Raw genomic sequence first — 24,922 nt, 5'->3', positions numbered from 1 at the left:
TGTATGTCCGGCAAACCTTCGTTACACGAGATTGAACAGGCCGAGAAACAGCCGTTATGGCGGCGCCTGGGGTGGCTGGCGATGATCTGGACCGGCAGCGTGCTGGCCCTGTTCGTCGTGGCCAGCCTGATGCGCATGTTCATGAATGCGGCCGGCCTGACCACTCACTGACATCCCGATCCGGGCTTTGCGGCCCGGTTTTCAAGCCCTCGCCTCGAGGGCTTTTTTATTTGCGGGCTTTGAGAATGACGAACTTCGGCGTGGCGGCTACTTGTTCAACGCCACGGAACAAACGCGCCAATTTGCTGTGATAACCCAGGTGGCGGTTGCCGACGATATAAAGGGCACCGCCCACTACCAGGGCTTCGCGCGCCTGCTGGAACATGCGCCAGGCCAGGAAGTCGCCGACCACCTGTTGCTGGTGGAACGGCGGGTTGCACAGCACCACGTCCAGGGATTGCGGTTCCTGGCCGGCGAGGCCATCGGCGGCGCGTACGCTTACATCGCGCGTACCGAAGGCAGCCTGCCAGTTTTCGGCCGCCGACTGCACGGCCATGTAGGACTCATCCACCAGGGTGTACTGTGCGTCGGGGTTTTGCAGGGCACTGGCAATCGCCAGCACGCCGTTGCCGCAGCCCAGGTCCGCCACGCGCGCGCTGCCGAGGTTTTTTGGCAGATGCGGGAGGAAGGCGCGGGTGCCGATGTCCAGGCCTTCGCGGCAGAACACGTTGGCATGGTTCAACAGTTCGATGGCCGGTGCGTCCAAGGTGTAGCGGGTAGGGTAGGGCGAGACGGCAGCCGGGCGGGCTTCCACCGTGGCGATCAGCAATCGGGCCTTTTTAACCGCGAGGGAGGCGTGCATCGGGCCGATATAGCGCTCCAGCAACTCGCCCGCCGCCCGTGGCAGGTGCTTGACCATCGCCCCGGCAATTACCTGGGCGCCGGGCGCCAGTTGGCCTTGCAGGCGAATCAACTGCTCTTCCAAAAGGGCCAAGGTCTTTGGCACGCGGATCAGCACGCGGTCGAACGGCCCGGCCGATACCTGGCTGGCCGGCACGAAAGCCACCGCATCAAACGTCTTGCCGTTGCGCATCAGGTTTTTTTCCAGACCCTGAGCCGCCAGGAACGAATCGCCGCTGGACGTGACCTGCACCTGGCCTTCAAGGCTGGTCGCCAAGGCGCCGAAGCTGTCGTTGAGCACCAGCACACGGGTTGCAGCGCCTGGCTGCTGCTCGGCCAGGTAGCTGAGCAGGTACTCGTCGGCGGCATCAAAGGCCTGCAACGGGTCATTGTGTTGCTCTGGCTGGCGAATCAGGTCGAGCTGGGCGAAGGGGCTGTCAAGCAGGGGCATGGCGGGGGGAGCTCTGGGTCATCGATGGGGCGGCAGCGGGTACGGGCAACCGGCGCAACCATCTGAGTGAACAACGAAGCGGCACCAAGGCGCCGTATCAACACTCAGAATTGGCCGTAAATGTTACTTTTTTTTCGATGGGATTACATGCGGTGTTTCTTCAGTGGTTAAAACAGACCGGCTTTGGAGGCACTGAGCACAGCGGCAATCTTGTTATTGACCCCCAGTTTTCTCAAGCAACTGCTGATATGAAAGCCCACCGTACGCTCCGACAGGCACAGGATCGTGGCGATGTCCGACGCCGTTTTGCCCATGGCCGACCACCTGAGAATTTCTGTTTCTCGTGGGGTCAATTTGCAAGGCGCCGCGCCGCTCGGTTTTTCGGCATATTTTTGTGCCACCGCAGCGTGCATCACGTGGCAAAGCCAGAGGACCTGGCCGGCTTTCTCGTAAAGCTCTTCCGGGCTGACTTCACCGTTGCTTCTGCCCAGGGTCAGCATGCTGAACACGCCTTGAAAGTCGTGCACCGCCTGGGTCCATCCAAAGTGCACACCAAACGACTGGGCCAACGACCAGAGGTGGGGTGTGTCGCTGAAGGTTTTTTCGTCCCATACAATGGGCATCACGCTGGTTTTGCAGTGGGCGACCACCGGATCAATATCAAAGAAATGCGCTTGTTTGTAAACATTGTTCCATTCGTTTGGATAGTTGTTGAAGTGAATGGGTTTTGTTTGAGTGGTTGATTGTTGTGAACTCATCGTGAATGAGCAGTATTGGAACCCGAGCTCATAGGTGTGATTGACGACCATCTCATAAATAGTGGTGATCTTGTTCTCACCTTCCAGTTTGGGGAGTCTTGTATTGCGCCAGTTAACCATTGGTAACTCTCCATGGGTGTTGTTGCCTGGGCACGTCCTATCTCCCAGTGAGGTACGGAAATCAGTGTAGGACAAAGCCTACAGATCGTGATGTGAAAAAATTTTACCGAATGCCCGTATTTTTTTTGTTTAATGCTTGTACAGCGAGTCATCGTTTGTACATATACTTCTGTGGTTCGGATAACTTTAATAGGTTCAATACGTTAGCAGTGATGTTAAATTGGCATTTATTTAGTTGCACTGCGACATGTAATGGCCGGTTGAAAGGTTGGAAATAGCTAAATGATTAGTTGGAACTGGGTAGTTTCGATCCGACCACTTCTGGTGTAACCCTCAGTGATTGCTGGCATTGGCAATGTCAGTACAAACCAGCGGTGTTTCCCGCAGCGGCTTTGAGGGACACTAGGGCACCTGTTCAACGGAGCCCCCCATGACGGCCAGTGCTGAGAAATTTACCCGCCAGACCCTGCTCGAGGTGCAATCGCTGACGCCCAGCCTGTTTACCCTGCGCACCACCCGAGACCCGGGCTTTCGGTTTACCGCCGGCCAGTTTGTACGCCTGGGCGTGAACAAGGCCGACGGCAGCACGGTGTGGCGCGCCTATTCCATTGTGTCCTCGCCGTTTGACGAACACCTGGATTTTTTCTCTATCGTGGTTCCGGGTGGCGAATTCACCAGTGAACTAAGCCGCCTGAAGGTGGGCGATACTTTGATGGTGGAGCGTCAGGCCACAGGCTATCTGACCTTGAACCGCTTTGTGGACGGGCGTGATCTGTGGCTGCTGGGCACAGGCACCGGGGTGGCACCGTTTCTGTCGATGCTGCAGGACTTCGAAGTCTGGGAAAAATTCGAGCGCATCGTGCTGGTCTACAGCGCCCGTGAGGCCAAGGAGCTGGCGTATCAGTCGCTGATCAACACGCTGGGTGAACGCGAATACCTGGCCGAGTACGCGCACAAACTCACCTACATTCCCATCGTCACCCGTGAGCAGCACCCTGGAGCGCTGAACGGGCGCATCACCACGTTGATCGCGAATGGCGAGCTGGAGCGCGCTGCCGGCGTAGAACTGACGCCGGAGCACTCCCGCGTGCTGATCTGCGGCAACCCGCAGATGGTCGATGACACACGGCAGTTGCTCAAGCAGCGCGATCTGCAACTGAGCCTCAGCCGGCGTCCAGGGCAAGTGGCGGTAGAAAATTACTGGTAACAAAAAAGGCGCCTGAAACAGGCGCCTTTTCCAAGCAAACTCGGGTTAAAGCGGCTTGTCGTTTTGTGCTTTGAGCAGATCACGGATCTCGCCCAGCAGCACCTCTTCCTTGGTCGGCGTCGGTGGCAGGCTTGGCGCAACAGCTTCTTCGCGCTTCAGGCGGTTGATGGCTTTCACGCCCATGAAGATGGCGAAGGCGACGATCACGAAGTCGATGACGCTCTGGATGAACTTGCCATAAGCCAGGACCACGGCGGGCACATCACCCTGCGCAGCCTTGAGGGTTATCGCCAGGTCCCCGAAGTCCACACCGCCGATCAACAGACCGATTGGTGGCATCACCACGTCGCCTACAAAGGAGGAAACGATTTTGCCGAAGGCGGCACCGATGATGATACCGACGGCCATATCGACCACATTACCTTTGACCGCGAAGGCCTTGAACTCACTGATCACGCCCATAGGTTATTCCTTGTTACAGATGAGAAGGGTGGAGGTCAGTGTAAGTCAGTCGTAGCCCGCTTGCTCGACACAACCTTTAACACTGTCAATTTTTATCGACCCATTAAATCGCAAATAGTTTGCAAAGTGCCACCAATCGCGCGCGAAATACGCGCTACTTCAGGGGCTTACCAGACTTTTTTCTTAATCAGCCCGGTGCTGTTTTTCTATTTATCTTCTGACTCGCAGGTCACTAGCCTCTGGCAAGCACAACTGAATGTGCACTAAAAAAGCCAGAGGAAATCTCGATGAACACGTCAATGAGCCGCAGGCCTGTTACCGCGCGATACGCACTGGGATTGGTCACTGCCAGCCTGCTATCCCTTTCGGTACAAGCTGCCAACCTGACCCGCGATAACGGCGCCGCCGTGGGTGACAACCAGAATTCACAAACCGCCGGGGCCAATGGCCCGGTACTGCTGCAAGACGTGCAGTTGATTCAGAAGTTGCAGCGCTTTGACCGCGAACGCATCCCGGAGCGAGTGGTTCACGCCCGCGGCACCGGCGCCCACGGCACCTTTACCGTCACCGACAACCTCAGCGACCTGACCAAAGCCAAAGTCTTCGCGGCTGGTGAAGCCACCCCGGTATTCGTGCGTTTTTCGGCGGTGGTGCACGGCAACCATTCCCCGGAAACCTTGCGTGACCCACGCGGTTTCGCCACCAAGTTCTACACCAGCGAAGGTAACTGGGACCTGGTGGGCAATAACTTCCCGACGTTTTTTATCCGCGACGCCATCAAGTTTCCGGACATGGTCCATGCGTTCAAACCGGACCCGCGCACTAACCTCGACGACGACTCGCGGCGTTTTGACTTCTTCTCCCATGTTCCAGAGTCCACCCGCACCCTCACCGAGTTGTATTCTGACTCCGGCACGCCGGCCAGTTATCGCGAAATGGACGGTAACGGCGTACATGCCTACAAGTTGATCAACGCCAAGGGTGAAGTGCACTACGTCAAGTTCCACTGGAAGAGCCTGCAGGGCATCAAGAACCTTGACCCCAAGCAAGTGACCGAAGTGCAGGGGCGTGACTACAGCCATATGACCAATGACTTGGTTACCCATATCAATAAAGGGGACTTCCCCAAGTGGGACTTGTATGTCCAGGTATTAAAACCTGAGGACTTGGCCAAGTTTGATTTCGATCCGCTGGACGCCACTAAGATCTGGCCGAACATACCCGAGCGCAAAGTCGGGCAAATGGTGTTGAACCGCAACCCGGCCAACGTCTTCCAGGAAACCGAGCAAGTGGCCATGGCCCCGGCCAACCTGGTGCCGGGCATCGAGCCGTCGGAAGACCGCTTGCTGCAAGGCCGGGTGTTCTCCTACGCGGACACGCAGATGTACCGCCTGGGGCCGAACGCCCTGCAACTGCCGATCAACGCACCCCGTGTCACCGTCAACAACGGTAACCAGGATGGCGCAATGAACACCGGCAAGACCACCACAGGCGTGAACTACCAGCCAAGCCGCCTGTTGCCGCGTGAGGAGCCGCAAGCCGCGCGTTACAGCCAGTCGGCGCTGTCGGGCAGCACCCAACAGGCGAAGATCCAGCGCGAGCAGAACTTCAAGCAGGCCGGTGACTTGTACCGCTCCTATAGCAACAAAGAGCGTCAGGACTTGATCGAAAACTTCGGCGGCTCCCTGGCCACCACCGACGACGAGAGCAAGCACATCATTCTGTCGTTCCTCTATAAGGCCGACCCTGAGTACGGCACTGGCGTGACCAAGGTGGCAAAAGGCGACCTGGCGCGCGTCAAGGCGCTGGCAGAAAAACTGACTGACTGACGTTGGTGACGGTCGGCGCCCGCAGACGGGCGTCGACTCCTTGCAGGAGAAAAAAACCATGCGAATTTCTATCGGTTTACTGATGGCCATGTTGGCCTTTGTCGCCCATGCCGAGTCACCTGACCCGGTCGCACTCAAGGCACAGTTGCAGGACTACTATTTTGACGCCGCCCGCCGTGGCGATATCGACATGCTCAACACCTTCATCGAATCCGGCTACAGCCTCAACACCCAGGACGACAAGGGGTACACCGCGCTGATCCTTGCCGCTTACCACGGCCAGGCTCCGTTCGTGGAACGCCTGCTCAACGCCGGCGCCGACGCCTGTGTGCAGGACAAGCGCGGTAACACCGCATTAATGGGCGCGATCTTCAAAGGCGAGCTGAAAATTGCCCAGCGCCTGCTCGCCACCGACTGCAACCCCGACCAGCGCAACGGCGCCGGGCAGACCGCCGCCATGTACGCCGGGCTGTTCAAGCGTGTTGAGTTGCTGGATGAGTTAAAGGCCAAAGGAGCCGACCTTAACGCTGAAGACCCGATCGGCAACAGCGCTTCACGTTTGGCCAGTGGTGAAATCCGGACCCCGGCGCCGCGCTGAGCTATCATCGCGGTTTTTCGGTTGGAGGTTCTCAAATGGCAAAGGCCAAGCGCATGTACGGCTGCACGGAGTGCGGCGCGACCTTTCCCAAGTGGGCCGGCCAATGCACCGAGTGCGGTGCATGGAACACCCTGACGGAAACCATGATCGAAAGCGGCGGCGCTGCTGCCCCCACCGGTCGTGCCGGCTGGACCGGGCAGCAGGCGCAGATCAAGACGTTGGCCGAAGTCAGCGTTGAAGAAATCCCGCGTTTTTCCACCGCGTCCGGCGAGCTGGACCGTGTACTGGGCGGCGGGCTGGTGGACGGCTCGGTGGTGCTGATCGGCGGCGACCCCGGCATCGGCAAATCGACCATCTTGCTGCAAACCCTGTGCAGCATCGCCAGCCGCATGCCGGCGTTGTACGTCACCGGTGAAGAATCCCAGCAGCAAGTGGCCATGCGCGCCCGTCGCCTGGGCTTGCCCCAGGATCAACTGCGGGTCATGACCGAAACCTGCATCGAAAGCATCATCGCCACGGCGCGTATCGAAAAGCCCAAGGTCATGGTGATCGACTCGATCCAGACGATTTTTACCGAACAACTGCAATCGGCACCCGGCGGCGTGTCCCAGGTGCGTGAAAGTGCGGCGCTGTTGGTGCGCTATGCCAAACAGAGCGGCACGGCGATTTTCCTGGTCGGCCACGTAACCAAGGAAGGCGCGCTGGCCGGCCCGCGCGTGCTTGAGCACATGGTCGACACCGTGCTGTATTTTGAGGGCGAATCCGATGGCCGCCTGCGTTTGCTGCGGGCGGTGAAGAACCGCTTTGGTGCGGTTAACGAGTTAGGCGTGTTCGCCATGACTGACCGAGGCTTGAAAGAAGTCTCCAACCCATCGGCGATTTTTCTGACCCGCGCCCAGGAAGAAGTCCCCGGCAGTGTGGTGATGGCGACGTGGGAAGGCACCCGGCCGATGCTGGTGGAGGTTCAGGCACTGGTGGATGACAGCCACTTGGCCAACCCGCGCCGGGTTACGCTCGGCCTGGATCAGAACCGATTGGCGATGCTGCTGGCGGTGTTGCACCGTCACGGCGGCATTCCTACCCACGACCAGGACGTGTTCCTCAACGTGGTCGGCGGGGTCAAGGTGCTGGAAACCGCTTCCGACCTGGCGCTGATGGCGGCGGTGATGTCCAGCCTGCGCAATAAGCCGTTGCCCCATGACTTGCTGGTGTTTGGTGAGGTCGGCCTCTCGGGCGAAGTGCGCCCGGTGCCGAGCGGCCAGGAGCGTTTAAAGGAAGCGGCCAAGCACGGTTTCAAGCGTGCGATCGTGCCCAAGGGCAATATGCCGAAGGAATCGCCGCCGGGAATCAAGATTATTGGCGTCACGCGCCTTGAGCAGGCGCTGGATGCACTGTTCGAGTAATCAATAACACTGCAAAACCACATTTTGGTTGGTGTTGGCTGCTATATCTCCAGCAAGGCCGCTAACTCACGGTGAAGCTCTTCCTCATCCCCGAGGTTCAGCTCGATCAACCGCCGCAAATGGCTGATCGACTCCATATCGATGTGCTCACACACAAACCCCAACTGCCCAGGGTCATCATGGGCCAGTTTTACCTGCATCTTTATATGCGTCTGCGGATCCAGACGGATATCCACATCAAACGGCTGAGCGCGATTGCCCTGCCAGTCATCAGGGCGCTGCACCAACAAACCTTTTAGCGACAGGTCCACCAATTGCACCGGCGAATTCCAGCTGTTTTGCGCAATGGTCGTTCGCGCATCGAAGGCAATACGCCGGAAACGGCGGCGATCTGACGGGTGTTCGCTCATGGTCAAACCCTCTGGAGATAAGGGGATTGTAGCCCTGCGCCATCACCGGGCTTTTATTTCTGCTTTTTTTGCTGTCACAAGGCTCTAGACCAACGTAGGGGGGTGGCCTTTAAGGCCAACAGCGCTAAACTCGGGCTGGCTGTCCTTTCTGTCCACCCTGGCTGGAATATAAAAATGAAAAATAATAATAGCCTGCTACGCCACCTACCCTGGCTGGGGCTGGCAATTGTAGGAGCGTGCGCCCTGGGCGTAGTGGCCTTGCGCCGCGGCGAGGCGATCAACGCCTTGTGGATTGTGGTTGCTGCTGTCGCCATCTACCTGGTTGCGTACCGTTACTACAGTCTGTTCATCGCTAACCATGTGATGCAGCTCGACCCACGGCGGGCCACCCCCGCAGTGCTCAACAATGACGGTCTGGACTATGTGCCGACCAACAAACACATTCTTTTTGGTCACCACTTTGCGGCGATTGCCGGTGCAGGCCCGTTGGTCGGCCCGGTACTGGCGGCGCAAATGGGCTATCTGCCCGGCACGCTTTGGCTGATTGCCGGTGTGGTGCTGGCCGGTGCGGTGCAGGACTTTATGGTGCTGTTCCTGTCCACTCGTCGCAATGGCCGCTCCCTGGGGGACATGGTTCGCGAAGAGATGGGCCGCATTCCGGGGACCATTGCGCTGTTTGGCTGCTTCCTGATCATGATCATCATCCTCGCGGTGCTGGCACTGATCGTGGTCAAGGCCTTGGCCGAGAGCCCGTGGGGCATCTTCACGGTGATGGCGACCATCCCGATTGCGATGTTCATGGGCGTGTACATGCGTTACATCCGCCCGGGCCGGATTGGGGAAATCTCGGTCATCGGTGTACTGTTGCTGCTGGGTTCTATCTGGCTGGGCGGGCAAATCGCCGCTGACCCGGTGTGGGCCAAGGCCTTCTCGTTTACCGGGATCCAGATCACCTGGATGCTGGTGGGCTATGGTTTCGTCGCAGCGGTACTGCCGGTGTGGCTGATCCTGGCACCGCGTGACTACCTCTCCACGTTCTTGAAAATCGGCACCATCATTGCCCTGGCGATCGGCATCCTGGTCACCATGCCAGAGCTGAAAATGCCGGCCCTCACCCAATTCATCGACGGCACCGGCCCGGTGTGGAAGGGCGGTCTGTTCCCGTTCCTGTTCATTACCATTGCCTGCGGTGCGGTTTCCGGCTTCCACGCGCTGATCTCTTCGGGCACCACGCCCAAGCTGCTGGATAACGAAGTCAACTCGCGCTACATCGGTTACGGCGCAATGCTGATGGAATCGTTCGTGGCGATCATGGCCATGGTTGCCGCTTCGGTGATCGAACCCGGCGTGTACTTCGCCATGAACAGCCCGGCTGCGGTCGTCGGCGCGGACGTGGTGACGGTGGCGCAAACCGTCAGCAGCTGGGGTTTTGCCATTACCCCGGAAGCCTTGACGGCGGTAGCCCATGACATCGGCGAGACCACTATCCTGGCGCGTGCCGGCGGTGCGCCGACCCTGGCCGTTGGTATCGCGCAGATCCTGCACAGTGTGCTGCCGGGTGAAAACACCATGGCGTTCTGGTACCACTTTGCGATCCTGTTCGAAGCCCTGTTCATCCTGACCGCAGTCGACGCCGGCACCCGTGCCGGACGCTTCATGCTCCAGGATTTGCTCGGCTCCTTCGTGCCGTCGCTCAAGCGTACCGAGTCCTGGACCGCCAACCTGATTGCTACCGCAGGTTGCGTGGCGATGTGGGGTTACTTGCTGTACCAAGGCGTGATCGACCCGCTGGGCGGGATCAACACCTTGTGGCCGCTGTTCGGTATCTCCAACCAGATGCTCGCCGGTATCGCGCTGATGCTCGCTACCGTTGTGCTGATCAAAATGAAGCGCCAGCGCTACATTTGGGTGACGATGCTGCCAGCTGTCTGGCTGCTGATCTGCACCGTGACCGCAGGCTTCATCAAGCTGTTCGACGCTAACCCGGCGATCGGCTTCCTGTCGCTGGCCAAGAAGTACAGCGATGCCCTGGCCAACGGCCAGATCCTCGCGCCGGCCAAGAATATCGACCAGATGCAACACGTGATCTGGAACGCCTACACCAACGCAACGCTGACGGCGCTGTTCCTGTTCGTGGTCTTCAGCATCCTGTTCTATGCGCTCAAAGTCGGCGTCGCCGCCTGGGGCAACAAAGAACGCACGGACAAAGAAGCCCCGTTCCAGGCTGTACCGGACGCGTAAACGAGGATTGCAACCATGTTCAATGACATCAGTCGCCTCGGTAAATACCTCGGTCAGGCCGCGCGCCTGATGGTCGGCATGCCCGACTACGACACCTACGTCGAGCATATGCAAACCAAACACCCGGACAAACCGATGATGGACTACAAGGCGTTCTTCCGGGAACGCCAGGAAGCCCGTTACGGTGGCAAGGGTGGGCCCAAGTGCTGCTAGCCCGGTAAGTACGGGTTGCGGTGATCCCTTGTGGGAGCGGGCTTGCTCGCGAAGGCGGTCTGTCAGTTGATGTATGTGCTGGCTGATACACCGCCTTCGCGAGCAAGCCCGCTCCCACATTTGTTTTGTGTTCCTTCAATAATAAGGAGAATTTTTTGTCCTCTCCCATCCCCGTCACCATCCTCAGCGGCTTCCTCGGCGCCGGCAAAACCACCTTGCTGCGCCACCTGCTCAAAGCCGAGCACGGCCTTAAAATCGCCGTGATCGAAAACGAGTTCAGTGATGCAGGCATCGACACCCAACTGTTGGGCGCCGAACCGGTGCAAGTCATGACCCTGTCCAACGGCTGCGTGTGCTGCACCATCCACACCGACCTGACCAAAGCCCTGTACCTGCTGCTCGAACGCCTGGACAGCGGCGAAATCGCCTTCGACCGCCTGGTGATCGAGTGCACCGGCCTGGCCGACCCTGCGCCCGTGGCCCAGACCTTTTTCATCGACGAGGAATTGCGCGAGCGCTACATCCTCGACGGCATCATCACCTTGGTGGACGCGGCCCACGCCGAGCATCACCTGACCCAGACCATCGCCCAGGCCCAGATCGGTTTTGCCGACCGCCTGCTGGTGAGCAAGCGCGACCTGGTGGACGAAGCGAGCTTCGACGCCCTCAGCCAGCGCCTGACCCGCATCAACCGCCGCGCGCCGATTCGGGTGGTCGACCACGGCGCCATCGACCTGGCCGAGCTGCTCGACGTGCGCGGCTTCAACCTCAACGCGGGCATGAGCCTGCGCCCGGTCAGTGCCGCGCCGTCCATCGACCGCATTTCCAGCCTGGTGCTACGCACCGACCAGCCGCTGGATATTGATCGGCTCAGCGAGTTTATGAACGAACTGCTGGAAGACCACGGCAAACAACTGCTGCGCTACAAAGGCGTGCTGAATATTGCCGGGGAAGATCGGCGCATGGTGTTCCAGGGCGTGCTCAAGCTTTACGGTTTCGATTGGGACACCGAATGGGCCGAGGGCGAGGCGCGCGAAAGTGTGATTGTGTTTATTGCCGATGAGTTGCCGGAGGACAAAATCCGCGAAGGCTTCCATCGCGTCTACCAGTCCTGACCTGAAACACGGTCAAATATGTGGGAGCGGGCTTGCTCGCGAATACGGTGGTTCAGTTAGCACAAGTATCAACTGAAAGACCGCTTTCGCGAGCAAGCCCGCTCCCACATTTGATTCGGTTTCAAGGTCAGAGAGCCGTTTTTCAGGCATAAAAAAGCCCGGCTCAAGAGCCGGGCTTTTTATTCAAGCAACTGCAATCAAGCGCCGTACACCGGCAGCTTTTTGCAGATGGCCTTGACCTTCTCACGGACCGCGTCGATCACGGCTTCGTTGTTAAGGTCTGCCAGGATGTCGCAGATCCAGCCGGCCAGCTCTTGGCACTCTGCTTCTTTAAAGCCACGAGTGGTCACAGCCGGGGTGCCGAAGCGCAGGCCGGAGGTGACGAACGGCGAACGTGGGTCGTTCGGCACGGAGTTTTTGTTCACGGTGATGAAGGCTTTGCCCAGGGCGGCGTCAGCATCTTTACCGGAAATGTCCTGCTTGATCAGCGACAGCAGGAACAGATGGTTTTCAGTACCGCCGGAGACCACGTCAAAGCCGCGCTCGATAAACACGCTGGCCATGGTCTGGGCGTTCTTCACCACTTGTTGCTGGTAAGTCTTGAACTCAGGCTGCAGGGCTTCTTTGAAGCAGATCGCTTTGGCAGCGATGACGTGCTCCAGTGGGCCGCCCTGGGCGCCTGGGAATACCGCGGAGTTGAGCTTCTTCTCGATCTCGGCGTTGGCGCGCGCCAGGATCAGGCCGCCACGTGGACCGCGCAGGGTCTTGTGGGTAGTGGTGGTCACGACGTCAGCGAATGGCACCGGGTTCGGGTAGACGCCAGCGGCGACCAGACCGGCTACGTGAGCCATGTCCACGAACAGGTATGCGCCAACCTTGTCGGCGATTTCGCGGAAACGTGGGAAATCCAGGATCTGCGAGTAGGCAGAGAAACCGGCCACGATCATTTTTGGCTTGTGCTCAACGGCCAGGCGCTCGACTTCGTCGTAGTCGATCAGGCCATTGGCATCGATACCGTACTGAACGGCGTTGTACAGCTTGCCGGAGGAGGAAACGCTGGCGCCGTGGGTCAGGTGACCGCCGTGTGCCAGGCTCATGCCCAGGATGGTGTCGCCGCCTTGCAGCAGGGCCAGGTACACGGCGCTGTTGGCTTGGGAGCCGGCGTGTGGCTGGACGTTGGCGTAATCGGCGCCGAACAGTTCCTTGGCACGGTCGATAGCCAGTTGCTCAACCACGTCGACGTACTCGCAACCACCGTAGTAGCGCTTGCCTGGGTAGCCTTCGGCGTACTTGTTGGTCAGAACCGAACCTTGAGCCTCCATCACCGCAGGGCTGGTGTAGTTTTCCGAAGCGATCAGTTCAATGTGCTCTTCCTGACGCACGGCTTCTTGCTGCATGGCGGCGAAGAGATCGGCGTCGTACTTGGCAATAGTCAAATCACGGCTGAACATGGCGGTCCTCAAGGATCGGGGGCAGAAAAGGAGGGCATTCTAACCCAATGGGTTTTAGATGGCATATGAAAGGACATCATGTCGCGGACAAGTGGGGCTCATCCAGGGATGGGCGGTGCCTTGACTGGCCTCTTCGCGAGCAAGCCCGCTCCCACATTCGATTGCATTTCAAAGTTGGAACTCGGTCAAGTGTGGGAGCGGGCTTGCTCGCGAAGAGGCCATCAGCCCCACCACTGGGCTTCAGTCGAACATGAACAACGCGTCGTTACTGAACTGCGCCTCAAACCGATTCGCCGGCATCGGCCGCCCAAACAGATAACCCTGCACTTCATCGCAACCATGCTCACGCAGGAAATCCAGCTGCTCATGGGTTTCCACGCCCTCGGCGATCACCGCCAGGTTGAGGCTGTGGGCCATGGCGATAATTGCGCGGGCAATTTGCGCGTCCTGCTCGCCGGACGGCAGGCCGTCGACAAAGGTGCGGTCGATCTTCAACACATCGATGGGGAATTGCTTGAGGTAGTTGAGCGACGAATAACCGGTGCCGAAGTCGTCCACCGCGATGCTCAGGCCCAGGTTTTTCAGGCTGGCGAGGATCTGCATGGCTTCGTTGACCTCACGCATCAGGATGCTTTCGGTCAGCTCCAGCTCCAGGCACGCCGGCGGCAGGCCGGTGTCCTTGAGAATGGTCGCGATGCGCTCGCCCAATTGCCCATCGGAGAATTGGCGCGCCGAGATGTTCACCGAGACTTTCGGCACGCGCACCTTGTTCTGGTGCCAGGTCTTGAGCTGGCGGCAGGCTTCCGCGATCACCCAGTCGCCCACGTCCACCACCAGCCCCAATTCCTCCAGTACCGGGATGAAATCCCCCGGCGGCACCAGCCCTCGGCGTGGGTGACGCCAGCGCAGCAGGGCTTCGGCGCCGGTCAGGCGCTTGCCGTCGCCGCTGAACTGCGGTTGGTAATACAGCACGAATTCGTTCTGGTCCAAGGCATGGCGCAGGTCGCTTTCCAGCTCCAGACGCTCAAGGGCGCTGGCGTTCATGTCGGCTTGATAGAACTGGAAGTTATTCTTGCCGCGCTCCTTGGCGTGGTACATCGCCGTGTCGGCGTTTTTCATCAACTGGCTCAGCTCGTTGCCGTCCTGCGGGCTCAAGGCGATGCCGATACTGGCGGTCACAAAGAACTCGCGGCCTTCCAGCACAAATGGCTTCACCAGGCTTGCGAGGATCTGCTCGGCCACGGTAATTGCGCGGTTCAACGCCATCTCGCGGCTCACCCGTGGTTGCAGCAGCAAGGTGAACTCGTCGCCGCCCATGCGTGCCACGGTGTCGTCTTCGGCCACGCAACCGAGCAGGCGGGTGGCCATTTCCTTGAGCATGCGGTCGCCGGCGGCGTGGCCCAGGGAATCGTTGATCGGCTTGAAGCGGTCGAGGTCGAGGAACATCAGCACCACCCACGACTTCTGCCGTTCGGCCGACTGCAACGCGGTGTGCAGGCGGTCCTGGAATAGCGTGCGGTTGGGCAGGTGGGTCAGGGCGTCGTAATACGCCAGGCGGTGGATGCGCTGTTCGCTGGCCTTGCGCTCGCTGATATCGCTGAAGAAACACACGTAGCTGGCCAGGTCGCCTTCATCGTCGAACACGGCGGTAATGCCGACCCAGGCCGGGTAATGCTCGCCATTGCGCCGCTTGAGCCACACTTCACCTTCCCAGGTGCTGTGCTGATGCAGCTGCTTGAGCACGTAACGCAGGTGGGCTTCCTGCTGTTCGTCCACCGTGAGCATGTTCGGCAACTGGTCGAGCACGTCCGCCACGGCATAGCCGCTGACCCGGCTGAACGCCTCGTTGGCCTGCACGATATAGCCCGCAGGGTCGGTAATGAGGATTGCAGAGGTGGAGTGCTCGAATACCGTGGCCGCCATGCGCAGGTCTTTTTCGGCGCGGCGTTGCTGGCTGATATCACGGCCCACACCGAGGATGCCTTCAAACGCGCCGTGCTCGTCCCACACCAGCACCAGGCGCAGCTCGATCGGCACCTTGCGGCCATCGGCGCGCAGGCAGTCGAACAGGAACATCTGGGTTTGTACGTCATCACGCAGCGTGTTCAACGCTACGGGATCGCCCAGCGCACGGCTGACCTGTTCCATCAGGCTGTAAATGCCGGTCAACTGCTGCGGGTTGGCGATGATCGACTGCCAGCCGTTCTTGAACACCCATTCCACGTCATAACCCAGTACGGTATTCACCGAAGGGCTGATGTAGTTGAGAGCCAGTTGGCTGTCGGTGGAGCAGATCACGTCGCTGATGCTTTCGGCCAGCATGCGGTAGCGCTGCTCGCTGTCACGCAGGGATTCGCTGGCTTCGATCTGGTCGGTAATGTCCTTGGCCACGCCGATGATGCGCGTGACCACTGCGGTTTTGTCGCGGGCCAGGGCCTGCTCGCGGATATCAAAGCGCCGCCACTGGTTATTGCGATGACGAAAGCGCAGCTGGCATTGCAGCTGGGTGGTGTAGCCGACTTCGCGCTGTTGCTGGCGCAAGTCGTGGTAATACTCGGCATCCTCGGGGTGCAGCAGGATTTCCCAGAAATACTCGCCCATTTGCTGCAGTTCGGGCTTGTTATAGCCCAGGGTGTGGCCCAAATGGTGGTTGCTGAAAATCATCCGCTGGCTGATCACGTCCTGTACATACAGATGGTCGGGCACGGTGCGCACCACGTCCGACCAGAAACTCTCGCGCTCCACCAGCGACAGCTCGATCAGCTTGCGGCTGGTGATATCGCTGATGCTGAGGATCACGGCCTTGAAGTCGTCCTGCTGCTCCGGCAGGCGCATCACCAGCCACAGGTATTGGTCGTTGCCGGCGACGTCATTGAGCTGGATTTCCAGCTCCAGCTGTTTTTGCTGGGTCAGCACCGCCTCAAGCACTTGATAGCCAATGGCGGTGGCATTGCGTGGGCAATCATCGATCAGGCGTTCCCAGGCTTCCTCGCACGAGCCTACATTCAACAGGCGCACGGCCACCTGGTTGACTTCGGTAATGCGCAATTCCTTGAGCAGTTGCTGGCGTTCTGCGGCGTTGTTGTGCAACCAGGCCTTTAGTTGCTCTCGGGTCTGCATGTGGGTTTTGTCAAAAAACGCCTTGAGCCCCGACAGGTCCAACACGCACAGGGCCACGCCAGTGCCTTCGAAAATATCCTGATAACGTCGGCGGCCCTCATGCACCTGGCGCTGGCGGCGGCGCATGTTCAGCAAAACGATCAGCGGGATCAGCGAGAACGCCAGGCCCAGCAGGCATTTGCCGATAAACGCCGGCAGCAGTTGTTCCAGCACTGCGCTGCGGTCGAACAGCCCGCGCAATTGCCAGTCGCTTTTACTCAAGGGCGTGACCAGTACGCTTTTGTTCAATTCATCCGGCGTCAATGCCGTGGCCCATTGTGCCGGCATGCCGTTGTCACGGCTGACCACACGGTGGTTCAGGCGGTTCTCGATGGCCCACATCGGCCGCTGGCCCTGGCTGTCCTGGTGGGTGAGGTTGCTCAGGTAGTTGGGCGCCAAGCGCAAGGCCCAGTACATTTTCGAGCCGCCACTGGGCTGTTGCAGCAACAAATAGATCAGGGTGCCGTCGGCATTGTTGCTCAGGTAATAAGGTTGCGAATGGCTGCGCTGCACCAGTTCTTCGAGCCAGGCGCGGTCCTGGCTGTCTTTGGCGCTGTCACTGATCAGCGCACCGCTGGGGGCGAGCAGGGCAAAACTGCGCAGCTCCGGCAGCGAACGCTGCAAGGTGCGCATCAGCGCTTGTTGCTGTTCGTCGTTGCGCGGCGGCTCGACCATCGGCAGCAGGTTCAGGGCGATTTTCGCGCTCAGGGCCATATTCAGGCTGATTTGTTCAGCCAGGTCGGCACTGTAGTCGATGGTGTATTGCTGCTGGTTTTTCTGGTTTTGCTGCAGTTGGTCCAGCAGTTGCCAGAACAACAACGCCAGCAGCACCAGCACCAGCATCGCCAACGCGCCTTTAAAAGTGCCGTGCAGGGGCGCGCCCGGCGCTATATGAGCGGCGCGCAAGGGCGTGGGCGGCGTGACTTTGGACAAGCTGTGATCCTGCGGTTTGGCTGGATTGGCGCGCGACGTGCACTATAAGCCGGACGCCCGGAGGGCGGCTAGCATGCCTTGCCTTGTGGCAAAGTGCCAGCCCCGCCTGGCTGGACTGCCCAAGCGCATTCAGGTAGCTTTGCCGGTTACGCGGGGGCGTTCCAGCCCCAGACATTCAGGCTTTTTCCGCTCGCAGGCATTGATGATAGTCAACGGCCCGCGCGGCGCATGGCCTGGCACGGGCTTCGCCCGCTTAATTCATCAGTCACTGACGCTAGGTTCACCATGGCTCAATACGTCTTCACCATGCATCGGCTGGGAAAAGTTGTTCCGCCGAAGCGGGAAATCCTGAAAAACATTTCGCTGTCCTTCTTCCCCGGCGCCAAGATCGGCGTGCTCGGCCTCAACGGTTCGGGTAAGTCCACGCTGCTGAAAATCATGGCCGGCGTCGACACCGAGTTCGAAGGCGAAGCGCGCCCGATGCCCGAACTGAACATCGGCTACCTGCCGCAAGAGCCGATCCTGGACCCGACCAAGACCGTGCGTGAAGTGGTCGAGGAAGCGGTGGCCGTGATCAAGAACGCCCAGGCCCGCCTGGACGAGGTCTACGCCGCCTACGCCGAAGAAGATGCCGACTTCGACAAGCTGGCCGCCGAACAGGCCAAGCTCGAAGCCATCCTGCAGGCTGGCGACGGCCACAACCTGGAGCGCCAGCTGGAAGTCGCCGCCGACGCGCTGCGGCTGCCTGCGTGGGACGCCAAGGTCGAATTCCTCTCCGGCGGTGAAAAACGCCGTGTGGCCCTGTGCCGCCTGCTGCTGTCGGCCCCCGACATGCTGCTGCTCGACGAACCGACCAACCACTTGGACGCCGATTCCGTCGCCTGGCTGGAGCACTTCCTGCACGACTTCCCGGGCACCGTGGTAGCGATCACGCACGACCGTTACTTCCTCGACAACGTCGCCGGCTGGATCCTCGAGCTCGACCGTGGCGCCGGTATCCCTTACGAGGGCAACTACTCCGGTTGGCTGGAAGCCAAGTCCGACCGTCTGGCCGCCGAATCCAAGCAGCAATCGGCCCACGAAAAAGCCATGAAGGAAGAACTGGAGTGGGTGCGCAAAGGCGCCAAGGCCCGCCAGTCCAAATCCAAGGCACGTCTGCAACGCTTTGAAGAAATGCAGTCGCAGGAATTCCAGAAGCGCAGCGAAACCAACGAGATCTACATCCCGGCCGGCCCGCGCCTGGGTGACAAGGTCATCGAATTCAAGAACGTCTGCAAAGGCTATGGCGACCGTGTGTTGATCGACAACCTGTCGTTCTCCATGCCAAAAGGCGCGATCGTCGGCGTTATCGGGGGTAACGGTGCGGGTAAATCCACGCTGTTCCGCATGCTGATGGGCAAGGAAACCCCGGACTCGGGCAGCATCGAAATCGGTGAAACCGTGCAACTGGCCTGTGTGGACCAGAGCCGTGAAGACCTCGATGGCAGCAAAACGGTATTCCAGCAAGTCTCCGAGGGTTCGGACCAGATCCGCATCGGCAACTATGAGATCCCGTCGCGCACCTACGTCGGCCGTTTCAACTTCAAGGGCGGCGACCAGCAGAAGTTCGTCAAGGACCTGTCCGGTGGTGAGCGCGGTCGCTTGCACCTGGCCCTGACCTTGAAAGAAGGCGGCAACGTGTTGCTGCTCGACGAACCGTCCAACGACCTCGACGTTGAAACCCTGCGTTCCCTGGAAGAAGCCCTGCTGGACTTCCCGGGCGCCGCCATTGTGATCTCTCACGATCGGTGGTTCCTGGACCGCGTCGCGACGCACATCCTGGCCTACGAAGATGACTCCCAAGCGGTGTTCTTCGAAGGTAACTACACCGAGTACGAAGCGGACCGTAAGAAGCGTTTGGGCGATGCTGCTGCCCAGCCGCACCGTGTACGGCACAAAAAACTGGCCTGAGTTGGGCTGGTTTAAAAGAGCGGAGCCTTTGGGCTCCGTTTTTTTTTGCGCGTTTTTTCAATGAGACCGAGGTGGATTCATTCGCGAGCAAGCCCGCTCCCACATTCGACCGCATTTCAATGTGACAACCCGATCAAATGTGGGAGCGGGCTTGCTCGCGAAGACGGTTTAACTGTTGGTGCATGCTCTGAGTTGAAATCCCTCTCATGGTGCAAAAAAGCCCATTAATTTATATCCAATGCACCATTTAAATTCACAAAGGCGACATCTTGCGCTTTTCAGGTGCAACATGAATTGCTAAGGTCCGGCTCAATCTCCCTTAAAAACAATCAATTTGCCGAGACTTCTCCATGATCGAATCTGTCGAATCCTTCCTTTTCCGCCTCAAGAAACGCGACCCCGACCAGCCGGAATTCCACCAGGCCGTAGAAGAAGTCCTGCGCAGCCTGTGGCCGTTTCTCGAAGCCAACCCCCACTACCTGACCTCGGGCATTCTGGAGCGCATCTGCGAGCCGGAACGCGCGATCACCTTCCGGGTGTCGTGGGTGGATGATCACGGCAAGGTTCAGGTCAATCGCGGGTTCCGCATCCAGATGAACAGCGCCATCGGCCCTTATAAAGGTGGCCTGCGTTTTCACCCTTCGGTGAATTTGGGCGTGCTGAAATTTCTCGCCTTCGAACAAACCTTTAAAAATTCCCTGACCTCGCTGCCCATGGGCGGCGGCAAAGGTGGCTCGGACTTCGACCCCAAGGGCAAGAGCGATGCCGAAGTGATGCGTTTTTGCCAGGCATTCATGAGCGAGCTGTACCGCCACATCGGCGCAGACGTCGACGTGCCGGCCGGCGATATCGGCGTGGGTGCGCGTGAAATCGGTTTTTTGTTTGGCCAGTACAAACGCCTGAGCAATCAGTTCACCTCAGTGCTGACCGGCAAAGGCATGACCTACGGTGGCAGCCTGGTCCGCCCTGAAGCCACCGGTTTTGGCTGTGTGTACTTTGCTGAAGAAATGCTCAAGCGCAACGGCCAGCGGGTCGAAGGCAAGCGTGTAGCCGTTTCGGGTTCCGGCAACGTCGCGCAGTACGCCGCGCGCAAAGTCATGGACCTGGGCGGCAAGGTGGTTTCCCTCTCCGACTCCGAAGGCACGCTGTACGCCGAAAGCGGATTGACCGAGGCGCAATGGTCGGCGCTGTTGGAGCTCAAAAACGTGCAGCGCGGGCGCATCAGTGAATTGGCTTCTCGTTACGGGCTGGAATTTCGCGCCGGTAAGACGCCATGGGAACTGGCCTGCGACATCGCTTTGCCCTGCGCCACCCAGAACGAACTCGACGCCGAAGCCGCCCGCACGCTGCTGCGCAACGGCTGCATTTGCGTGGCCGAAGGCGCCAACATGCCGACCACTTTGGAGGCTGTGGATATCTTTATCGAGGCGGGCATTCTGTTCGCGCCGGGCAAAGCTTCCAACGCCGGTGGCGTGGCCGTGAGTGGCCTGGAAATGTCGCAGAACGCCATGCGCCTGCTGTGGACCGCTGGCGAAGTCGACAGCAAACTGCACGCCATCATGCAGTCGATCCATCACGCCTGCGTGCATTACGGCGAAGAAAACGGTCGGGTCAATTACGTGAAGGGCGCGAATATCGCGGGCTTTGTAAAAGTCGCCGATGCGATGTTGGCCCAAGGCATCGTCTAAACCTCGGGCTCCACACGCAGCACCTCGATCAACTGATCGCCGACGGGGCGCTTCCACAGCACCTCGTCGCCTACTTGGGCGCCCAGCAATGCGCGGCCCAACGGTGAGCCCCAGTTGATCAGGTGGGCAGTGGCATCGGCCTGGTCTTCACCGACCAGTTGAATGCGCTGCTGCTCGTCGTGCTCGTTGGCGAAAGTGACCCAACTGCCGATCTGGACCTTATCGGTGGAGGTGGCCGGTGCTACCACTTGGGCGCTTTGCACGCGCTGGTTGAAGTAGCGCAAATCGCGCTCAAGGTCCGCCAGGCGTTGTTTATCGTCCTTGGCGGATTCGAGGCTGTGTTCTTGCTGCAACTGCGCAACCTTGGCTTGCAACTGCGCCAACCCTTGCGCGGTGAGGCGGTTGGGCTGCTCACTCACCTGGCGCTCCACCGGCTGATCGGCCTGGGCGGCGGCGTTGTCTTCGTTTACAAAAGCTCGGCTCATGGTGTTCTCCCTCTATGGAGGTTGGGCCATGTTCACCGTGCGATCGTTCCCACGCTCTGCGTGGGCATGCCGCCTTTGACGCTCTGCGTCCGCTTTTCAGAAAAACCACCTACTACGGGCGATAGACGCGGGCCGCGTCACGGTCCTTCTCCTGCTGCCAGGCGCGTTCACGGTCATCCCAGTGGTTGTCTTTGTAGTCACGTAACTCCTCGTTCTCACGCATGGCCTTGCACTGGCGAAAGCCGTCTTCCCAGCCTTCGGCGTATTCACGGTCTTTGAGATAGCGCGGCACATTCTTGCGAAACTCCCCACTGATCACACCAGCCGCTTGGCGACCACTGCTGCAACCGTCGTCAAAGCCATCGGCAAAGGCCGGAGGATAACCCTTGGCGATTAAATCCTGATGGGTGGACTGGCAACCCGACAACCACACTAGCGCACACAGCATTACCGCAGACCGCCACATGGCGTACTCCCTGGCCGCTTTACGGCTGATAGGGGAAGTCTAGTCAGGGATTTGTCGGGGAGGCGTGAAAGGGCGGTGAGAAAAGTGTTGAGTTAAAGGGTTAGCGCTCGTTCCCACGCTCTGCGTGGGAATGCAGCTCAGGACGCTCTGCGTCCGCTTTAAGGTCGTGACGCGGAGCGTCACAGGATGCATGCCCACGCGGAGCGTGGGAACGATCTATTAAAGGGCCATTAACGACGATTCCCTTTAACTTGCAGGACGTTTCCTAGAGAATCGCTGGCCTATTGTGCCTTAGGGTTTGGGGCACTAGTCTCCTGGCTCCGCTGTGAAAACAGCGGCCGGGTTTAGCGACCCGAACCATCGAGACTCATCCTCTTTACACACTTGGCAGGCGGTTTTTATACCTGTCGATATCGTGTTATGGCGGCTGTGCGCGGGAGATCTTCGGATCTGCCGGGTGTCTAGGTGACCGGTTCGCTAACCTGCGTACAGCTGCCACCCTTTCATGTTTAGCGACGTGCTCTGGTGGTCCTTTATCTCACTTAGCAGGTACACCATGTCTAAAGTCGTCCCCGATCCACCCCTGTCCTCAATCACCACCCTCGGCGTCGTCACCTTTGGCGACTACGGCGAAAACCAAAAGCCGCTGTTCCGCATCAATGCCGGCATGCCCATCGAGCAAGCCCTGGAACACGCCTCCACCCTGCTTTTTTACTCAAAGAAACTCGCTATGGAAGCCGCCATGGACGTGCGCGGCGAGCAATACGCCTGGGCCGCGCATTACCTGTGTGAAATGGGCAAAGCCGTCGTCGACGACCTCACCCAGGCGATGACGCCCGCCGCCTAAAGCCAGGCGCTGCCCTGTGGCGAGGGAGCTTGCTCCCGCTGGGGCGCGAAGCGGCCCCAAAAGATCGGGACTGCTGCGCAGTCCAGCGGGAGCAAGCTCCCTCGCCACAGGGATATACGCTCCCACATTTGAGCTGCGGCGGGCGCAGTACTCAAGCCAGGCGCAAAAAACTGTGGGAGCTGGCTTGCCTGCGATGACGGTGGGTCAGCTAAAAAATCAACAACTGACACTCCGCCATTGATCGTTCCCACGCTCTGCGTGGGAACGCCGCCCTGGACGCTCTGCGTCCGCTTTAAAGGCGTGACGCGGAGCGCCACAGGATGCGTGCCCACGCGGAGCGTGGGAACGATCTGGGGTGGTTAATAGTGATACCACTTCACTTCAAGCATCACTTCATTCACCGGCGTGGAAAGGTGGCTGTACTCACGCTGGGCACTCAAGCGCAGGCCCAGGTTGCGCGACAATTCCCACTGCTGGTTCAGGCTGATGCTGCGCCGCACTTCGCCATTGGTGAAGAAGTCACCCTTGGCCTCAAGGCTCAGATTGCCCAGCGGATTTTTCCACAGCACGCCGGTGTTGAACCCGGCAGCCGGGGAGATGGCTTCGCTGAAGTCGTTGTTATGCTCGACACGCACGGTGCCCAGGGCAAAACCCAGCATGTCGTCGGTGAGTTGCCAGGTGCCGCCGGCGCCGCCGTTGACGTGGGCAACCAGGGTTTCGTCGTCGTGTTTGCCCGGCACGCGCTCCAGGCCGCCGGTCACTTGCCAGGACCACGGTTGCAACAGCGCATTGCGCGGGGTCAGGGAGCGGATGGTGGCCAGGTCCAGTTGCTGCAGCTGCCAGTGGTTGCCTTCGTACTGGCGCAGTTTCATTTGCAGGATTTCGATCTGCGCGCCCAGCGGGAAGCCTTCGGCGTTGTCGTTGAGGTCGTGGTAGGCCATGCGCAGGCCGTATTCGCCGAAGGTTTTGCTGCCGCGGGTGCCGATGCCGGCTTGCCAGGTGCGCGACTCGTGGCCGTCTTCGGGCAGGCCGGGGCGTTCAATCTTGAGGTCGGGCGCCGGGTTCTGGTTGATCGCGCGCAGCAGTTCGAAGCTGCGCTGCGAGCGTTCGGTGTCGCGCTCCAGGCCATTGGCTCGGTAGCGGCCGAGGCGATAGGCGGCGTCGATAATCAGCGCCTGACGCTCGCGGGGCAGGGCTTTGAAGGCCGGTTCCTGCAATTGCTTCTGGTCATCGCTGATTTTCAGCACCCACTGCTGCTCATCGCTATCCAAGGGTTTGGCGCGTTCGAGCAGTTCACGCTCGCGGGATGGGCGGTAGTCGATCTTCTCCACCAAACCCGCTTCTTTCACGGCTTTGACGGTGTCGGTCGGGATCGCCGTGAGCGGGAATTGCTCGGTCAGGCGCAGGCTCGGGCGCGCCACTTGCAGCAACTCCAGCAGGCGATAGGAGCAGTTTTCATCGAAGAAGAAGTAATCGAACTGGATCTGCTTGAGCTCCCATACGTGCTCGACCATGCGTTTGGTCTCGACTTCGGTGAGGTTCAGGCGGTATTCCCACAGGTCGCGGTTTTCGAGGCTGCGGTACTCCGAAAGTTTTTCCTGGTACGGCACCAGCGCGAACAGGCCGGGATAGCCGCCCATCAGGCCTTTCCAGGCGTAGAGGATGCTGTTGTCGGAGCCTTCTATATAGGCACCGAAGTTGATCGCATAACTGAGCAGCGCGGTGTTGTTGCTTTGCACGTCAGCCTGGTCGATACGCAGTAAGGTGTGGCCGAACATCGACGACGGGCTGTTGAGGTAGGCCGCCGGGAAGATCATCACCGCGCTGTGGGGTGCGACGTCCTTGAACCATTGGGTGAATTCCTTGCACTCCAGTGCAGGCAAATCGGTCAGGTTCAACTGACTCTTGAGCCATCGGGTACGTGCGGGGTAAACGCATTGGGCGTGTTTTTCACCGAGGCTGGCCGGGGCGTACAGCGCCTCCACGGTGGCCTGTAGTTCCTGGTCCGGGTGGTGGGCGCCATCGGGGGCGAGGAAGAACTTTTTGTCGCTGACATAGCTGCGCCAACCTTTGAGCTTGCCGGCTTCGTAATGGCCCAAAGACAGCCAGAACGGATCGTTGGCCAGTTGCTGCAAACGTTGGTCATCAATATGCGGCGCCGCGTACAGCGGGGCGCAGGCGAAGAGTGCCAGCCAGGCAAAGCGTTTGAGCATAAGGGCAACTTAAGTCGGAAGTA

20 protein-coding genes are annotated in these 24,922 nt (G+C 59.5%); 11 read left to right on the top strand and 9 right to left on the bottom strand.

The features are described 5' to 3' along the window. Positions 1-3 precede the first annotated feature (3 nt). On the top strand, positions 4-171 hold the full coding sequence (locus ACTD9P_RS04730; RefSeq protein WP_010206690.1) for a DUF2474 domain-containing protein: 168 nt from the start codon (positions 4-6) through the stop codon (positions 169-171). Between the two features lie 55 nt (positions 172-226). Here the strand turns inward: ACTD9P_RS04730 and ACTD9P_RS04725 are convergent, their stop codons facing one another. Together ACTD9P_RS04725 and ACTD9P_RS04720 are read right to left on the bottom strand one after the other, a co-directional pair. Beyond that, positions 227-1,351 (bottom strand): methyltransferase, encoded by a 1,125-nt coding sequence (locus tag ACTD9P_RS04725; protein ID WP_438866866.1) that lies wholly within the window; start codon positions 1,349-1,351, stop codon positions 227-229. Between the two features lie 167 nt (positions 1,352-1,518). Then, positions 1,519-2,229, bottom strand: coding sequence for a helix-turn-helix transcriptional regulator (locus tag ACTD9P_RS04720; RefSeq protein ID WP_438866865.1), 711 nt, complete (start codon positions 2,227-2,229; stop codon positions 1,519-1,521). 430 nt (positions 2,230-2,659) lie between these two features. On the opposite strand from ACTD9P_RS04720, the gene ACTD9P_RS04715 reads away from it, so the two are divergent. Then, on the top strand, positions 2,660-3,436 hold the full coding sequence (locus ACTD9P_RS04715) for a ferredoxin--NADP reductase (protein ID WP_438866864.1): 777 nt from the start codon (positions 2,660-2,662) through the stop codon (positions 3,434-3,436). A gap of 45 nt (positions 3,437-3,481) precedes the next feature. On the opposite strand, the gene mscL is transcribed toward ACTD9P_RS04715, so the two are convergent. Next, positions 3,482-3,898 carry a large-conductance mechanosensitive channel protein MscL gene (gene mscL, locus ACTD9P_RS04710; protein ID WP_017737414.1) on the bottom strand — a complete coding sequence of 139 codons (417 nt, stop codon included), beginning with the start codon at positions 3,896-3,898 and terminating at the stop codon, positions 3,482-3,484. Between the two features lie 287 nt (positions 3,899-4,185). Between mscL and ACTD9P_RS04705 the strand changes: the two genes are divergently transcribed. The 3 genes from ACTD9P_RS04705 to radA are packed head-to-tail and all read left to right on the top strand — an operon-like array spanning position 4,186 to position 7,728. Then, positions 4,186-5,727 (top strand): catalase, encoded by a 1,542-nt coding sequence (locus tag ACTD9P_RS04705; RefSeq protein ID WP_438866863.1) that lies wholly within the window; start codon positions 4,186-4,188, stop codon positions 5,725-5,727. Positions 5,728-5,785: 58 nt separating this feature from the next. Continuing rightward, positions 5,786-6,325, top strand: coding sequence for an ankyrin repeat domain-containing protein (locus ACTD9P_RS04700; protein ID WP_219269353.1), 540 nt, complete (start codon positions 5,786-5,788; stop codon positions 6,323-6,325). Positions 6,326-6,360: 35 nt separating this feature from the next. Continuing rightward, positions 6,361-7,728, top strand: coding sequence for a DNA repair protein RadA (radA, locus tag ACTD9P_RS04695; RefSeq protein WP_056858224.1), 1,368 nt, complete (start codon positions 6,361-6,363; stop codon positions 7,726-7,728). A gap of 41 nt (positions 7,729-7,769) precedes the next feature. Here the strand turns inward: radA and ACTD9P_RS04690 are convergent, their stop codons facing one another. After that, the gene (locus ACTD9P_RS04690; RefSeq protein WP_438866862.1) at positions 7,770-8,138 is read right to left on the bottom strand and encodes a PilZ domain-containing protein; all 369 of its coding nucleotides are present in this window, start codon (positions 8,136-8,138) and stop codon (positions 7,770-7,772) included. Between the two features lie 174 nt (positions 8,139-8,312). Here ACTD9P_RS04690 and ACTD9P_RS04685 point away from each other — a divergent pair, with 174 nt between their 5' ends. The 3 genes from ACTD9P_RS04685 (at position 8,313) to yjiA (ending at position 11,707) form a co-directional block, all read left to right on the top strand. Then, entirely contained in the window at positions 8,313-10,379 is a 2,067-nt protein-coding gene (locus tag ACTD9P_RS04685) for a carbon starvation CstA family protein (RefSeq protein ID WP_438866861.1), read from the top strand. Between the two features lie 15 nt (positions 10,380-10,394). Continuing rightward, a complete protein-coding gene (locus ACTD9P_RS04680) occupies positions 10,395-10,592 on the top strand; it encodes a YbdD/YjiX family protein (RefSeq protein ID WP_003176208.1) in 198 nt (65 codons plus the stop codon). Positions 10,593-10,747: 155 nt separating this feature from the next. Then, positions 10,748-11,707 carry a GTPase gene (yjiA, locus tag ACTD9P_RS04675; protein WP_438866860.1) on the top strand — a complete coding sequence of 320 codons (960 nt, stop codon included), beginning with the start codon at positions 10,748-10,750 and terminating at the stop codon, positions 11,705-11,707. Positions 11,708-11,904: 197 nt separating this feature from the next. Here the strand turns inward: yjiA and glyA are convergent, their stop codons facing one another. Together glyA and ACTD9P_RS04665 are read right to left on the bottom strand one after the other, a co-directional pair. Further along, on the bottom strand, positions 11,905-13,158 hold the full coding sequence (glyA, locus tag ACTD9P_RS04670) for a serine hydroxymethyltransferase (RefSeq protein WP_438866859.1): 1,254 nt from the start codon (positions 13,156-13,158) through the stop codon (positions 11,905-11,907). 240 nt (positions 13,159-13,398) lie between these two features. Further along, positions 13,399-17,250 (bottom strand): sensor domain-containing protein, encoded by a 3,852-nt coding sequence (locus ACTD9P_RS04665; RefSeq protein WP_438866858.1) that lies wholly within the window; start codon positions 17,248-17,250, stop codon positions 13,399-13,401. Positions 17,251-17,535: 285 nt separating this feature from the next. Between ACTD9P_RS04665 and ettA the strand changes: the two genes are divergently transcribed. After that, positions 17,536-19,200, top strand: coding sequence for an energy-dependent translational throttle protein EttA (gene ettA, locus ACTD9P_RS04660; protein ID WP_056858231.1), 1,665 nt, complete (start codon positions 17,536-17,538; stop codon positions 19,198-19,200). Positions 19,201-19,550: 350 nt separating this feature from the next. Then, positions 19,551-20,888 carry an NADP-specific glutamate dehydrogenase gene (gdhA, locus tag ACTD9P_RS04655; protein ID WP_438866857.1) on the top strand — a complete coding sequence of 446 codons (1,338 nt, stop codon included), beginning with the start codon at positions 19,551-19,553 and terminating at the stop codon, positions 20,886-20,888. On the opposite strand, the gene ACTD9P_RS04650 is transcribed toward gdhA, so the two are convergent. Beyond that, a complete protein-coding gene (locus tag ACTD9P_RS04650) occupies positions 20,885-21,373 on the bottom strand; it encodes a GreA/GreB family elongation factor (protein WP_438866856.1) in 489 nt (162 codons plus the stop codon). The two genes, gdhA and ACTD9P_RS04650, sit on opposite strands and share 4 nt — an antisense overlap. A 112-nt stretch (positions 21,374-21,485) precedes the next feature. Further along, positions 21,486-21,839, bottom strand: a complete 354-nt coding sequence (locus ACTD9P_RS04645; protein WP_200431485.1) for a hypothetical protein — start codon at positions 21,837-21,839, stop codon at positions 21,486-21,488. A 556-nt stretch (positions 21,840-22,395) separates the two neighbouring features. Between ACTD9P_RS04645 and ACTD9P_RS04640 the strand changes: the two genes are divergently transcribed. Then, entirely contained in the window at positions 22,396-22,686 is a 291-nt protein-coding gene (locus ACTD9P_RS04640; RefSeq protein WP_236369520.1) for a DUF3077 domain-containing protein, read from the top strand. Between the two features lie 359 nt (positions 22,687-23,045). Here the strand turns inward: ACTD9P_RS04640 and ACTD9P_RS04635 are convergent, their stop codons facing one another. Beyond that, positions 23,046-24,899 carry an Lnb N-terminal periplasmic domain-containing protein gene (locus ACTD9P_RS04635; protein ID WP_236447513.1) on the bottom strand — a complete coding sequence of 618 codons (1,854 nt, stop codon included), beginning with the start codon at positions 24,897-24,899 and terminating at the stop codon, positions 23,046-23,048. Positions 24,900-24,922 lie beyond the last annotated feature (23 nt).

The organism is Pseudomonas onubensis (genome assembly GCF_965653655.1).
Lineage (GTDB): Bacteria > Pseudomonadota > Gammaproteobacteria > Pseudomonadales > Pseudomonadaceae > Aquipseudomonas.
This window is presented reverse-complemented; position numbering and strand designations above follow the sequence as displayed.